This is a genomic window from Kitasatospora sp. NPDC034533 (assembly GCF_055575155.1).
On record NZ_JBVITE010000038.1, the window covers coordinates 66,347 to 80,830 of the forward strand.

7 protein-coding genes and 1 pseudogene are annotated in these 14,484 nt (G+C 76.3%); 5 read left to right on the top strand and 3 right to left on the bottom strand.

Features of this window, described 5'->3' with window-relative positions:
- Window positions 1-450: 450 nt before the first annotated feature.
- Entirely contained in the window at window positions 451-1,878 is a 1,428-nt protein-coding gene (locus tag ACZ55U_RS24480) for an MFS transporter (RefSeq protein ID WP_465528934.1), read from the bottom strand.
- Between the two features lie 787 nt (window positions 1,879-2,665).
- Here ACZ55U_RS24480 and ACZ55U_RS24485 point away from each other — a divergent pair.
- The 3 genes from ACZ55U_RS24485 (at window position 2,666) to ACZ55U_RS24495 (ending at window position 7,249) form a co-directional block, all read left to right on the top strand.
- A complete protein-coding gene (locus tag ACZ55U_RS24485) occupies window positions 2,666-4,804 on the top strand; it encodes an asparagine synthase-related protein (RefSeq protein WP_465528935.1) in 2,139 nt (712 codons plus the stop codon).
- Window positions 4,805-5,918: 1,114 nt separating this feature from the next.
- A complete protein-coding gene (locus ACZ55U_RS24490; protein ID WP_465528937.1) occupies window positions 5,919-6,440 on the top strand; it encodes a universal stress protein in 522 nt (173 codons plus the stop codon).
- Window positions 6,441-6,544: 104 nt separating this feature from the next.
- Window positions 6,545-7,249: a DsbA family oxidoreductase gene (locus tag ACZ55U_RS24495; RefSeq protein ID WP_465528939.1), complete on the top strand. Its 705-nt coding sequence runs from the start codon at window positions 6,545-6,547 to the stop codon at window positions 7,247-7,249.
- Window positions 7,250-7,402: 153 nt separating this feature from the next.
- Here ACZ55U_RS24495 and ACZ55U_RS24500 read toward each other — a convergent pair whose 3' ends face one another.
- Together ACZ55U_RS24500 and ACZ55U_RS24505 are read right to left on the bottom strand one after the other, a co-directional pair.
- On the bottom strand, window positions 7,403-9,679 hold the full coding sequence (locus ACZ55U_RS24500; protein ID WP_465528941.1) for a sigma-70 family RNA polymerase sigma factor: 2,277 nt from the start codon (window positions 9,677-9,679) through the stop codon (window positions 7,403-7,405).
- Window positions 9,680-10,017: 338 nt separating this feature from the next.
- Entirely contained in the window at window positions 10,018-10,908 is an 891-nt protein-coding gene (locus tag ACZ55U_RS24505; RefSeq protein ID WP_465528943.1) for a TetR/AcrR family transcriptional regulator, read from the bottom strand.
- A 540-nt stretch (window positions 10,909-11,448) separates the two neighbouring features.
- Here ACZ55U_RS24505 and ACZ55U_RS24510 point away from each other — a divergent pair.
- Both ACZ55U_RS24510 and ACZ55U_RS24515 read left to right on the top strand, forming a co-directional pair.
- Window positions 11,449-12,834 (top strand): NAD(P)/FAD-dependent oxidoreductase, encoded by a 1,386-nt coding sequence (locus ACZ55U_RS24510; protein WP_465528953.1) that lies wholly within the window; start codon window positions 11,449-11,451, stop codon window positions 12,832-12,834.
- Between the two features lie 194 nt (window positions 12,835-13,028).
- Window positions 13,029-14,306, top strand: a pseudogene (locus ACZ55U_RS24515) (SpoIIE family protein phosphatase); the annotation flags it as partial.
- Window positions 14,307-14,484 lie beyond the last annotated feature (178 nt).

The following is a 14,484-nucleotide window of genomic DNA, read 5'->3' on the forward strand; positions in this document are numbered from 1 at the left end:
GTCATGGCTGACAGGGACCCGGGCACCCCGAGGGGCGCCGCCTCCCGAGATCAGGGGTGGCGGCGGTGTTTCGCGGGCTTGAACCGCTACGCCGGAAATCCGGCGCCTACCAGAAGTAACCGCTGCCTTCGCACCGGGAGGTGCGGAATCCTCTTCACGTGTGGGTGTCCAGAGATCGGGGACGGCTGAGGTGACGAAGCTGCTCTGACCACTGAGCTACACCGGCACGAGTACCGGTGACGGGATTCGAACCCGCGACCTGCCCATGAGAAGTGGAAGTAACCTCTGCCTGCGCACCTGGACGAGAGAGACCTTAGCGAGGCCCCTCTCGACGGCGCATCCGATTAACCGCCGGCGACTTACCGCCCGGCCCTTCACCGCAGGCGATCCACCGCAGGCGATCCACCGCAGGCGATCCATCGCCGGCGACCTGCCGCTGGTCCGGGTCCCTCACGCCGGGGCGACGATCACCGCCCGGGCCCGCTCGGTCAACTCCCGTACGCGGCGCTCACCTTGGAAGGGCTCCAGCCGCCGCAGCATCTCCACCACGTACTCGCGGCTGCGCTGCGAGGAGATCCGGCCGGCCACCTCGACCGCGCGCTCGCCGGCGGCGACCGCGGCGTCCAGGTCGCCCGCCTCCGCCTCGGCCATCGCCGACACCACCAGCCGCAGCCCGTGCGAGCGGACGAAGCCCTCGGTGGGCGTGGCCAGCGCCTCGCGGGTGAACTGCCGCACCTTGGAGGGCACTCCGAGGTCGCGGAAGCACTCGGCGGCGTCGGCGGCGAGCCGGTCGTAGGCGTAGAAGTCGATCCACGCCGGATCGGGATCCCCGGCGCGCGCTCGTTCGAGTGCGCTCTCTGCCGCGCCGAGCGCCGTCGCACACGCCGCGGCGTTGCGGGCCTTGGCCTGGGCCCGGGCCTCCACCAGGTGGAAGAAGCTCATGGTGCGGGCGGTGGCCAGGCCCCGGTTGCGCTCCAGCGCGGCCTGCGCGAGGTCGACCGCCTCCTCGGCGAAGCCCCGGTAGCCGGCCTGGAGGCTCATCGAGGCGAGCACGTAGCCGCCGAGCGGTACGTCGGCGGCGGCCCGGGCGAGCCGCAGCGCCTGGATGTAGTAGCGCTGGGCGGCCTCGTGCTGGCCGGTGTCGAAGGCCATCCACCCGGCCAGCCTGGTCAGTTCGGCCGTCGCCCCGAACAGCGCCCGGCCGACCGCGTCGCTGTACGAGGCGAGCAGCAGCGGCGCCGCCTCCACCCGCAGGCACTCGGGCACCATCGACGAACGCCAGTCCCCGCCACCGTACTTGGAGTCCCAGCGGCGGGCCTCGTGGGCGGCCTCGCGGAGCTTGGCGGCGTCGGAGTGGCCGACCCGGTAGGAGGAGGCGTCGGAGGGGGAGCGCGGCACCTCGCGGGCCACCGAGCCGTCCGCCGGGGTGATCAGCCAGCGGGAGACGGGGGTCGCGTAGGCGGCGACCGAGAAGGTGCCGGCCAGGCTGTCGCTCCAGCGTCCGCCGCCGGGGCCCCGGCGCAGGTCGAGGTCGACGCGCCAGAGGTCGGTCGCGGAGCGGACCGCGTCGGCGACCTCGCGCGGGAAGGCCAGGCCGAGTTCGGGCGCCGGGTCGGTGTCGCCCAGGCCGATCTCCTCCAGCGGGACGGGCCGGCCGAGCTTGCCGCCGATCGCGGTGGCGATCAGGTGGGGGACGGGCCCCTGCGGGACCATGCCCTTGCTGACCCAGCGGGCCACCGAGGTCTTGTCGTACCGCAGGGTCAGCCCGCGCTGGGCGCCGAGGTCGTTGACCCGACGGGCCAGTCCGGCGTTGCTGATCTGGGCGAGGGTCAGGAGCGTGCCGAGCCGTTCGTTCGGTCCTCGTGGGCTGACGGTCATGGTGGCGGCGGCACCTCCTGCGGCCTTGTGCGCGGGGCCCGGGCGGCACCGGGCCGTAGCTGCTGCACCTAGAGTAGTCGGACGCGTTCCGACGGTTAAGAGGTCGCATTCCGGATGGCGGGATCGCGTACTCGCCGGTGTCGCGGGGGAGTTGGTCCGGACCACTCGGATCCGGCCGACCGCACCGCGCGCCGGAGCCTCGTGCTCCGGTCCCGTGTTCACGTGCGCCCGGCCGTGCTCCCTGGTTCGACCGGCTGGTCGGCGATTCGCTGGTGGTCGTGGGTCGGCCTGCCGTCGAGGACCCGGCAGGCCGGGGGAAGCCGCCGCCTCAATCCCCGCGGGCGGCGGTGAAGTCCGGGAGGGCATGCGGATGCCCTCCCGGGCTGGGCGACGTCTTTCGGCCATCTCGCGATGCCCATGTCAAAGGCGTCGCGGGCGGTCCGGGCCGGGGAGGGGGAGGCCCGGCCCGCCTCCACCCCCGGATTCGAAGGTGATCGAACTCGCCCGGGAAGCAAGGGACTTGCGGACCCGTGGCGATCCTCTCCGGCGAGCCCGCTCCGGTCCGCGCGGGCGCGCCCGCCGTCGGGCGCGCGGTTCGAACGGAGGCGGAACCCGGAAACACCGGCCACGGCGGCACCCCTCGGTGGCACGATGTCCTCTGACGGTGCGTCGAGCTGCGGGGGCACACCGGGACGCGCACGGGCCGCCACGGCACACCCACCCGGCCGCCCGGCGGGCGGCGAGCGCACGGGCACACGGGTGCAGGTCCTCGTCCGGTGGAGGCGCGATGCGGTGGCTGACGGGCTGGTGCACGGGCGCGCCGAGCGCGGGTGCCCCGGCGCACGAGGCACTCGGCGGGATCACACCGATCGCCGCACGCCCCCTGTGGGCCGGACCCGATCCGCTCTGGGCCGTGGGCGACTGGCGCCCCGGGGAGATCCGCCTCGTCACCCTCCGCCCCGGCGCCGCCGCCGTGGTCAGCACCGGCCCCACCGCCCCCGACCGGGCCGAGGACACCCCCGCCACCTCCCGGCTCGCCGTCCTCGGCCACTGCGGCGCCACCGACGCCGAACTCGCCGCCGGCCTCGCCGCCGCCCGCGGCGGCGCCGTCCGCCACCTGACCGCCTGGCCTGGCAGCTACACCGTCGTGCTGCGCGCCGGCACCCGCTCCACCCTGCTGCTCACCGACCTCGCCGGCGCCCGGCCCGTCTTCCACACCCCGTGGGGCGGCGGCACCGCCTACGCCACCGCCGCCCTGCCGCTGGCCGACCTGGTCGGCGCCCCGCTGGACACCGGCCACCTCGCCGCCCGGCTCGCCTGCCCGGAGTCCCCCGAGGCACTCGGCAGCGGCACCCCGTACCTGGGCGTCGAGCGGGTGCCGCCCGGCCACGTGCTCGGCATCCGCGACGGCCGCCCGTACCTGTCCGGCTACGACGACCCGGCCGGCGCCGAGCAACCGCGCGACGAGGCGCCCGCCGTCCGCGAACTCACCCGCGCCCTGCTGGAGTCCGTCCGCTCCCGGGTCCGCACCACCACGCCGGTCCCCGACCCGGCCGGGCGGGCCCGGCTCGGCGTCGACCTCTCGTACGGGACGGCCTCCGCGACCATCGCGCTGCTCGCCGCCGCGGTACCGCTGCCGCCGGTTCCGGTGGCCGCCGCGGCCCCGGAGGCGACCCGGGCGGCCGTGGCCAGGAACGGCGCGGTCAAGGGCTCCTGGGCCCGCGCCGCCGCCCAGGAGCCCGCCGCCCCCGAGCAGTTGGCCGCCGTCACGCTCGGCGAGACCGGGACCCCGGTCGGCCTCGCGCTCGCCCCCGACACCCCGCGGCTGCGGCACACCGTGCTCGACCCCGGCCCGGACGCCCTCCCGTACGCCGGGCCGGGCGCCGACCCGCAGGCCGGCCGGCTCACCGACGAGCCCGGACCCGAACTCGTCGCCGCCGCCAGGGCGGCGGCCCGGTTCGGCGCCGGCGGCACCGACCACCTCACCGGCTACGGCGCCCGGCAGGTCCTGGACGGGCACCCGGCCCGGCTCGCCGACCTCATCCGGGCCGGGCGGCCGCGCGAACTCCTGCCTCCGGTCGCCGCACTGGCCGGCGCCGACCGGGCGACCGCCGGCGTCCTCACCGGCACCCTGCGCACCCCGCTCACCGTGGTCCGGGCCGCCCACCGGCTCTCCCGGGTCCGCTACGCCGAGGCGCTGGACGAGGCGGCCGCCAGACTGACCGCCCGGCACGTCCCGGACGGCGGCGGCACGGCGGGGGCCCGCTCGGCCGTCGACCTCGTCTGGTGCGTGCCCGGCCCGGCCGCCCGCTGGCTCTCCGACGAGGCACTCTCCGCGGTGGCCCTGCGGCTGCGCCTGGCGGCGCGCAAACCGGCGCCCGAGGAACACCCCGGCGCACACCGGGCCCGGCACGCCCTCTACCGGCAGGCGCGCTCCTTCCGCACCCTCGTCCACGCCGCCGAACAGCCCGGCCAGCGGCTGCACGCGCCCTTCCTCGACAACCAGGTGGTGCGCGCGGCCCGACTGCTGCCCGACGACGTCCGCCTCCAGCCCGGCGCCCGGCACGCCCTCCTGCGCGCCGTCCTCACCGGCGCCGGCCGCACCGACCTGCCGCCCGACTGGGGCCGGGGCCCCCGCCCCGACCGCACCGCCTCCGCCCGGGCCGGCCTGCGCCTGGCCGCCGACGGCCTCGCCGAACTCTTCGACGCGCCGCTGCTCGCCGAAGCCGGCCTCATCGACTTCCCCGCCGTCCGGGCCGACCTCGCCCACTCCGCCGATCCCGCCGCCAGGGTGTCCGCCGCCACCCTGGCGGGCCTGGCGGATCTCGTCTCCACCGAGCTCTGGCTCCGCCGCGTCCACGCCCGCCGCCACGGCGCCTGCTGGACGGGCCTGCCCAGCCCCCGGCAGCCGGCCCTCACGTCCTGAGGCCGGGGCTCTCGGGCCGCCCACCGGCCCTTGCCTCCGGTGTCCCGGCCCGTCGTCGCCTGGGTGGGTGTCGCGGGCTCCTGCGTTCTTCTCCCCGTCCGCCGGCGAGGTCGTGGTGTCTGCTCAGTGCCGGCCGGTCTCGCCCACTCCGCCGGTCCCGCCGCCCGGGTGTCCGCCGCCACCCGGCGGGCGTGGCGGATCTCGTCTCCACCGAGCTCTGGCTCCGCCGCGTCCACGCCCGCCGCCACGGCGCCTGCCCAGTCCCCCGACGGGTCGGCCCTCACGGCCGGGCCCCGGGTCGCCGGCCCGTCGCCTCGGTGGATGTCGTGGGCGCCCGTGTTCTCCTCCGTGTCCGCGCGGTGGTTGCCCGGGCTGTCCTGCCGACCTCGTCGCCCTCGCCCGCGAGGCCCAGCGCCGGGCAAGCCTCGTCGGGCACCCGCATCCGCTTGCTCGCCCGCCCGGCTTCCCTCCCTCGCGGCTTCCCGGGTGCCCGGGCAGGCGTCCTGCCCGCCCGTGCGGCCCGGTCGCCAGACAGTCGCTTCCCGGCCCCGCAGGGCATCTTCGACGTCCACCCCGCCTGGTTGGCGGGTCGTCAGGCCGTCCTCCCGGCTCTGCCGGGCGCTGGCGTTGCTCCTCCGTCCACACCCCGGCCCGCAGTCCCCACGCGGCCCGGTCGCCAAGCGGTCCCTCTCCGACCCGCAGAGAGTCCGTGCTCTCCTCGCCTGCCGGACCCTGCGGACCGGTTGTCGTGTTGTCAGGTCGTCTGTCCGGCCCTGTTCGAGCGCCGGCGCCCCGCGCCGCGGCTGCCGCGGCCCGCTCGCCAGGCAGTGCCTTCCCAGCCCCGCACGGTCCCTACGCCCTCCGCGCCGCCCGGCCTGCGGCCAGGTTGTCGTGTTGTCAGATCGGTGTCCCGACTTTGCCAGGCGCTGGCGCTGCGCCTCCGCCCGCGCCCCGGGCCGCGGTCGCCGCAGCACGCCCGGCAGGGCCGCCTCCCCGGCCCTGCCGGGCGTCGGCGTCCCTCCTCAACCCGCCCCCTGCGGCGCGGTTGCCGGGCGCCGGTCGGCGGGCCGGTGATGATGACGGGGGTGTGGACCCGGGGTGAGGAGGATGCGCGGTGGCCGGTGGGAGCGCGGAGGGGGAGGTGCCCGTCGTCCTGTCGGTGCTCGGGCGTCCGCCGGCGGGACGGCCGCCGGGGGTGCTGGCGGCGTGCGACGGGTCGGACGGATCGCTGTGGGCGCTGGACCGGGCGATGACGGAGGCCGAGGTGTTCGGCCTGCCCCTGTACGTGCTCGCCGTGGTCTCCCCGGCGCCCGCAGGCTACCCGCCGGGGATGGCGGAGCTGGTGCAGGAGAGTGTGGAGACGCTGGTCGAGAGCATGGCGGACGGGCTGCGCCGCTCGGTGGCCGCCGTGCAGCGGCAGCGAGCCACGCCGTACGCGGGGGAGCTGTCGCTGCACGTGGTGCTGGGCAACGTGATCGAGGTGCTGCTGGCGGCGGCCGCCCGGCAGCACACGGTGGTGGTCGGCACCCGGGGCAACGGCGGCTTCTCCCGGCTGCTGCTGGGCTCGGTGAGTTCGGCGGTCGCCCACCACGCGGCCTGCCCGGTGCTGGTGGTCCCGGCGCCGCCCGCGCCCTGACGCGGCCCGGAGGACGTCCGAGAGGGTGCCGGGAATGTACCGAGATGGTTCATCGTTCACCCATCTCGTACCCATCCGATCGAAACGCCCCTGGAGTCACCCGCATGAAGGTCGAAATCTGGAGCGACATCGCCTGTCCGTGGTGTTACATCGGCAAGCGCCGCTTCGAGCAGGCCCTGGCGGAGTTCCCGGGCAAGGAGCAGGTCGAGGTCGTCTACCGCCCGTACCAGCTGGTCCCGGACGCCCCCGCGACGGCCAGCCCGCACCGCGCCTGGCTGGCCGAGCGCTACGGCCCGCAGTCGGTGGCGATGGACGCGCGGGTGGCCGAACTGGGCCTCGCCGAGGGCATCACGTACGACTTCGACGCCGCGCTGCACGCCAACACCTTCCTGGGCCACCGCCTGCTGCACCTTGCCGAGGCCGAGTACGGCCCGGCCGTCCAGGCGCGGCTGAAGGAGGCGCTGCTGAAGGCGCACTTCACCGACGGCGTCGACGTCGGCGACCGCGCCGCGTTGACCGACGTCGCGGTGGCGGTCGGCCTGGACCGGGACCGGGTGGCCGGCTACCTGGCGGGCGACGAGGGCACCGCCGAGGTCAACGCCCAACTGGCCGAGGGCCGGGAGCTGGGCATCAACGCCGTGCCGACCTTCGTCTTCGAGGGCAAGTGGGCGGTCCAGGGCGGCCAGGACGCCGAGACCTTCCGCAAGGTGCTGGAGCAGGTCGCCACCGAGATCGGCGAGCGCCGCCCCGCCCCCGTCCAGGTGGCCCCGGCCGGCGAGGCCTGCGCGGACGGCTCCTGCGCCATCTGACGGCGAGAGGCGCACGCACCCGCACGGCGCCCCGAGCCCGGGCCCCGAAACCCCAGGGCCGAGACCCGAGGCCCGCTCCAGGACTTCCCGGAGCGGGCCTCGGTCGTGTACGAGCGGAGTCCCGTCACGACTGGGCGCCCGCGCCGACTCCCGTCACGAGCACCGGAAGCGGGCCTGCGCCCAGTTCGCGACGTTCAGCGCCGACCAGATCCCGTTCACCGGCGTGACCACCAGCTTGATCGACTTCTGTCCGGCCAGCGGCACGTGCACCGGCACCGCACGGTCCCCGGTGGCCAGCTTCCGGGAGCGCCACAGGGTGCTGCCGTCGCCGCCGAGGACGGAGAAGACGACTCCGCCCGGCGAGAGCGTGGCGTCGTCCACCCCGGCCACCGCGTCGAAGGACGTGCATTCGCGGTTGAGGTCGATCACGGTGGTCGCCGGGGCGTGCACGGTGATCGCGTGCGCGTGGTAGGTGCCGCCGATCCAGCCGCCGTCCCGCTGCCAGAACTTGTCGCTGCCCTTCTGCCGGATGCTCGGCTCGGGCGGCGGCACCCGGTTGTTGCCGGGCTTGAGCACGGGCATCGAGTCGGCCCAGAAGTCGTTGAGCACGGGCGGCTTCGGCGTGCTGACGGTCGGGCTCGGGGTCGGGGTCAGGGTCGCGCTCGGGGTCGGCAGCGTCGGCAGGGTGGGCGTCGGGACGACCGGCACGTCGGGCGTGGGCAGGGTCGGCAGGGGCACGACCGGGGGAGTGACGGCCGGCTCCGGGGCCTCCGGGCCGCCGGTCGCGGGTGTGCCGGGTTCCGCTGCCCCGGTGGTGGCGGGCGGCGGGGCGGGCGCGGTCCTGGCGGCCGACGCGCTCGCGGCGGGGCTCGGCGCGGGCGCCTCCGCGGCCGGCGCGGCACTGCCGGGCCCCGGCGCCGCAGGTGGCGCCGGGGCCGCGCTGCTCCCGGCCGGGGGGGCGGGCGGCGCCGAGGCGGCGGCCGGGGCGCTGGTGGCCGGAGGAGCGGCCGCCGGGGGCTTCGGCTCGGACGAGCCGGTGAACGCGTAGGCGGCGACGGCGGCCACGGCCACCGCGATGGCGGCGACGACCCCGGCCTTGGCGGCGGTCCCCAGGCCCTCGCCGGCCGCGCCGGCTCCCGCACCGCCCCCACCGGAGGCCGCACCGCCCGCACCGGCCGCACCGGCACCGGCGGCACCGCCCGCGCCGGAGGCGGCACCCGAGGCCCCGCCGGCCGCCGCGGCCGTCCCGGCCGCCGCCGCACCGCCGACCGCCGCGGTACCGCCCACGGCGGCCGCGGCGGCGCTGAACCCGCCGACGCCGATCCAGACCAGCACCCCGCCGGGCAGCAGGGCGCGCAGCCCGGTGTTGATCTCGGTCAGCTCCAGGCAGGCGGCCGTGCAGCGGTCGCACTCCTTGAGGTGCCGCCCGACCTCCGCCGAGGCCCGCTTGCGCAGCGAGCCGCGGGCGTACGCCCCGAGCCGGTTGGCGTACGCCTCGCAGCCGCTGTCCTGGCTGCCGGAGACGTGCGCCTGGAGGAACGCGGCGGCGAGCCGGTCGCGGGCCCGGTGGGCCTGGACGGCGGTGGCGTTGGCGGTCTTGCCGAGCATCACCGCGACGGTCTTCGGCGACTCCCGCTCGACCTCGGTGTGCCAGAGCACCATCCGGTCGTCCTCGGGCAGTTCGGCGTAGGCCCGCATGACCATCCGCTGGTCGGCCATCGCCATCGCCCAGGCGTCGGCACCCGGGTCGGCCAGGTCGACGTCCACCACGGCGGCAGAGGTCTGCGCGAACACGGCGAAGTCGTCGACGAGTTGCTCCCGCCGCTCGCTGCGGTGCCAGGCGGCGGCGACGTTGCGCACGGCGGTCAGCAGGTACGCCCGGACGGCGAACTCCGGGCCCTTGCCCGCCCGCAGCGCCTGGAGGGTGCGGGCGAACACCTCGCCCGCGAGGTCCTCGGCGGTGAAGCTGTCCCGGCAGCAGGTGCGCGCGTAACGCCGCACCGACTCGGCGTGCCGGCGGTAGATCTCCTCGTACGCGGTGTCGTCCCCGGCCCGGACCCGGGCGGTCAACTCGGCGTCGGAGTCCGGGCGCTCGCCGTCCACCGGGTCCGCGGGGGCGGGCACGGTCCGCCGGGCGGTCCGGCCGGTGAACCGTTCGCCGACGAACGCCTCGGGAGCGACACCGCCCTGGCCCGCCGGGGCCTGCCCGGGCACCCGGCCCGGAGGCAGCGCGGAGGAGGAGAGGGTCTCACGCCTGGGCATCCCGCCCTGGTCGGGCACCTGTCCGGCGGACGAACCCGCCGCGGAGCCCGGCACTTGGGCCGCCCCGCCGAGGCTGCACGGGCCCGTGGCGGACCCCTCGGCGCCATGACCGGAGAGGTCTCCGAAGTCGAGGCCGTACCCGTAGTCGTTCTGTTCCTCGGCGCTCACAACGGACCCCAGATTCCACGACAGCCCCCGTAGTGTGGCAGGGCGCGCGGGAGTGCGTGGGCGCACGGTCCCCCGCTGCACGGCGCCGACGGCGCGCGAAGGGCGCGCATCGGGACATTGGCTCCAACCACGGGCAAAGGATCGCATAGCGCAGGGACGGGCGGTAGCCGCACCGGCCGCCCGCCACTCCTGCGAGGGGCCGTCGCGGGGGCGTTCGCCCAGCGTGCGGCGGCGGGGTGCGTGAGTCCCGTACCCGGCGCGCGCCCATGGCCCGCGCGCCGGTCCTCCCTCCAACTCCCTTGCCCGCCCGGGGCGGAGGAGCGATGCGCCGACGGGCGTCAGCTCGCCCGCAGGCCGTCCAGCAGGATCTGCAACAGCCGGTCCGAGGGCCCGGCGGAGGCCTGACCGTCCGTCTGCGGAGAAATCGGCGAGAAACCGCCGGCCGCCGGCGTGGAGACCGACGGACGGGCCGCGTGCACCGGCACCGAGGCGGTCAGCACCAGCACCACGTCCGACACTGTGACGCCCGGCCGCAGTTCGCCCGCCGCACCCGCCCGCGCCACCAGCGCGGCCAGTAACTGGAGCAGCAGCCGGGGATCGGCGTCGGCCGCCGACGGCTCGACCGCCCCGCCGGAACGGGCCTCCTCGCCGCGCAGGTCGAAGCGGACCGCCGCGGGCGCCTCCGACGCCCGCTGCTCGGGCACCCGGCCCAGCTCCTCCGCGTACCGGAACGCCTCCGGGGGCAGCAGCCGGCCGGCCCCGCTGCTCACCGCGCGGGCCAGGTAGCCGGCCAGCGACTCCCAGGCGCCGTCGCCGCCGTACAGCGACTCCCGCGCCTGCGCGGTCAGCCACGCCACCTCCTCGGCGGCGATCCGCTGGACCAGCACCTCCTTGCTCGGGAAGCGCCGGTAGACCGTGCCGACCCCGACCCCGGCCCGGCGCGCGACCTCCTCCATCGGCGCGCCGTAGCCGAACTCGCCGAACACCTCGCGGGCCGCCCGCAGCACGCTCTCCAGGTTCCGCCGGGCATCCACCCGCAGCCGGGCCCCGGGCACCGGCACGGCGGCCGGTGCGGGCTCGGCCCGGTACGGGACGGCCGACCGGGCCGTCGCCGCCTGTGCCGTCCCGCCCTGCGGCGGCAGGTCCAGCGGGCCGCGCTGCTCGGGGACCGTGCCTTGTCCGGCCTGCGGCGCCGCCGCCCGCCCCGACACCTGCTCCTGCTCCATCATCCCAACTCTCCCCCGCAGGCGTCCGAATCCGGACCCTGTCGTCGCCCGCCCCTGCACCCCCCGGTGCAGCTCAGCCCGTCAGAAATGACCCGATGACCCATTGCTCGTGCCGCCCGTCCCGTTCCGGTGACCACGGTTCGTGCCGCCGGGCCGGGTCCACGTCCGGCTCGGCGCGTCGGCTCCGTCCGGGGCCCTTGTCCGGGAACTACCCTTCCCCGGATGACCGGCCCCCAGTCGGGTTCTCACGCCAACACTGGAACTGGCCGTAATGGCCGCCCCACGGTGCGTCGCCGCCGATTGTCATGGCGACGGCCGCCCCGGTACACAATCCGACCATAGTTCACCACTGTTCGCGGCCGAAAGTGCGTCAGAAAGTCGCCCAGTAAGCACAACTGGCCACAGCGGGCACTCGCATCGCAACCCGCCCCGTACGGACTGTGGACAAGACGACCCCCGCCGGTCCTTCATAGGGGGCGTGATGGGGGGACACCCCCGGGCCGGGAGGCCGGGACGAAACGTCACATCGGCAGGAGGCTCACCATCAGGATCCTGATCGCCGGGGGCGGCTGCGCCGGAACCGCCGCCGCGCTCCACCTCCAGCGCGCCCTGCGGGAGCGGCTGCGGCGCGGCGAGGTGGAGATCACCGTCGTCGAGCCCCAGGCCTACTTCACCTACCACCCGCTGCTGGCCGAGGTGGCGGCCGGCTCCATCGACCCGCGTCACGTGGTCGTCCCGCTGCGCCGGGTCCTGCCGGACTGCCGGGTGCTCACCGCCCGGATCACCCGGATCGAACACTCCGCCCGGCGCGCCCTGGCCGACGCCGCGGGCCGGGGCGAGCCGCCCGCGCCGGTCGAACTCCCCTACGACGTCCTGGTGGTGGCCCCCGGCTCGGTCTCCCGCACGGCACCGGTGCCCGGCCTCGCCGAGCACGGCCTCGGCTTCTCCACCGTCGGCGACGCGGTGGGCCTGCGCAACCACGTGCTGGAACAGCTCGACCTCGCCTCCGCCACCCGGGACCCGGCGCTGCGCCAGTCCGCGCTCACCTTCGTCTTCGTCGGCGCGGGCTACGCGGGCGTCGGCGCGCTCGCCGAACTGGAGGACATGGCCCGGACCGCCGTCCGGGGCTACCACAACGTCCGCGCCGAGGACCTGCGCTGGGTGCTGGTCGAGGCGACCGGCCGGATCCTCGCCGAGGAGTCGCCCGAACTCGCCGAGCACACCCTCGGCGAACTCCGCGAGCGCGGCGTCGACATCCGGCTGGGCACCACCCTGGAGTCCGCCGCCGACCGGGTCGTGGCGCTCTCCGACGGCAGCCGCTTCGGCGCCCGCACCCTGGTGTGGACGGCGGGTGTCCGGCCGTCCCCGCTGCTGCGCGAGACCGACCTGCCGCTGGACACCCGCGGCCGGGTGAGGTGCCTGGCGACCCTTCAGGCCGTCGGACCGGACGGACGCGCGCTGCCCGGAGTCTGGGCGGCGGGCGACTGCGCCGCCGTACCGGACCCGACGGCGGGAGGCGCTCCCTGCGCGCCCAACGCCCAGCACGCCTTCGCCCAGGCCGAACTGCTCGCCCGCAACGTCGTGGTGGCCCTGGACGGCGGGCCGCACGCTCCGGGCCTGGCCGACTACCGGCCCGGCCCGGCCGCCTGCTCGACCTCGCTCGGCCCGCGCCGCGCCGTCGCGCACACCAGGCGCGGGGGCAAGCTCACCGGCCGGCGGGCCTGGTGGCTGCACCGGGCCCGGCACCTGCGGCGGCTGCCGAGCGCCGAACGCCGGGTGCGGGTCCTGGTGGACTGGGTGCTCGGCGGGGTGTTCGGCCGCGAGGTGGTCTCGCTGGGCGCGGCGGAGCACCCCCGTTCGGCCTTCGAGGAGGGGTTCGACCCGGGGCCCGCCCGTCCGTCCGACGCCGGACCGGATGCTCCCCGGTGACCGCCCCCGTCGAGCCGGGCCGACGACCGGCCGCGCCGTGAACCGGAGGGCGAACCGGACGGCCACGCCGGGCGCGCGACTTCCGGAACCGGGCCTCCGCCTGACAGGATCACCCCGACCTGGTCATTACCCCGTGTGCTACCGCGCACACAAAAAGTGATGATATGCCTGGAAATCGAGGAAGCGGCCGTCGTTTGAACCTCATGCGCTGGAGCGCCCGGCTCACCGGAGTCCCCTGGCGTGCCGTCCCGCCCGACGGCACCGGGACCGAGGACGACGGGCCCTGCCCCGACGGCGTGGTCGTGCCCAGCCCCCGCGACCCGAGCTGCCCCGCCGCCCCCGTCGAGCTCCTCGACCCGCACAAGCCGCAGAACCTGCGCGAGGTCCTCAACCGCATCCCCGCCCCGGTCGCCGTCACCTACGGCCCGCTCCACCAGCTCGGCTACGCCAACCGCGCCTACCGCGAACTCTTCGGCGAACGCCCCACCGGCCTGCCGGCGGCGGAGGCGCTCCCCGAACTCGGCAGCATGGGCGTGCTGCCCCTGATGGACCAGGTCATCCGCGGCGGCCGCCCGCGCAGCGTCAAGGCCCGCTGCATCCTCGGCCTCACCGGCAACCGCTACTACAACGTCTCCTGCGTCCCGCTCGGCACCGGTGAGAACTGCGACGCCCCGGTGGAGGGCCCGCCCACCGGCGTCCTGATCTTCGCCGCCGAGGTCACCGACCAGGTCCTCGCCGCCGCGCGCCTGCGCGAAGCCGAGCGCCGCCAGCGCGAGGCGGCCGTCACCCTCCAGCGCAGCCTGCTCCCGCAGAAGCTCGACCAACCGGCCGGCCTGCGGGTCGCAGCCACCTACCAGCCCGGCGGCGCCGAGGCAGCCGTCGGCGGCGACTGGTACGACGTCATCGCCATCGACGGCGGGCGCACGGCACTCGTCATCGGCGACGTGATGGGCCGGGGTCTGCGCGCCGCCGCCGTCATGGGCCAGCTGCGCACCGCCGTCCGCGCCTACGCCCGCCTGGACCTGCCCCCGCACGAGGTGATGCGCCTGCTGGACGACATCGCCATGGAGATCGACGCCAACCAGATCGCCACCTGCACCTACGCCGTCTGGGACCCGCGGCGCCGCACCCTCTCCTACGCCTCCGCCGGGCACCTGCCCGTCCTGCTGCGCTGCCCCGACGGCACCATCCTGCGCAGCGAGGAACAGAACGGCCCGCCCCTCGGCACCGGCGGCGGCCTGCACGTCTCCCACACCCTGCGCCTGCTCCCCGGCACGACCGGCGTCCTCTACACCGACGGGCTCGTCGAGCGCCGGGACGAGGACATCGACCAGGGCCTCGACCTCCTGGCCCGCACCCTGACCGGCGCGATCGGCGCCCCCGAGGTGGTCTGCGCCCGGCTGCTGCGGGCGATGGGCGTGACCTCCGAGCACGACGACGACGTCGCGGTCCTGACCTTCCAGCTGCCGGCGGAGGAGGCGACCGGGAATCCGGTTGCGTCGGCCGCCCCTGTTGACTCGGAGAGTCCGAAGGTCTAGTGTTCTTCGAGCTGCCTGGCAGGGAGCACCGGACACGCATCGGCGCGGACGGTCCCGGGGCGGCCAATCCTCTGAAACACCACTTCCGGTTCGTGCCGGTCGTTTCGCTTTT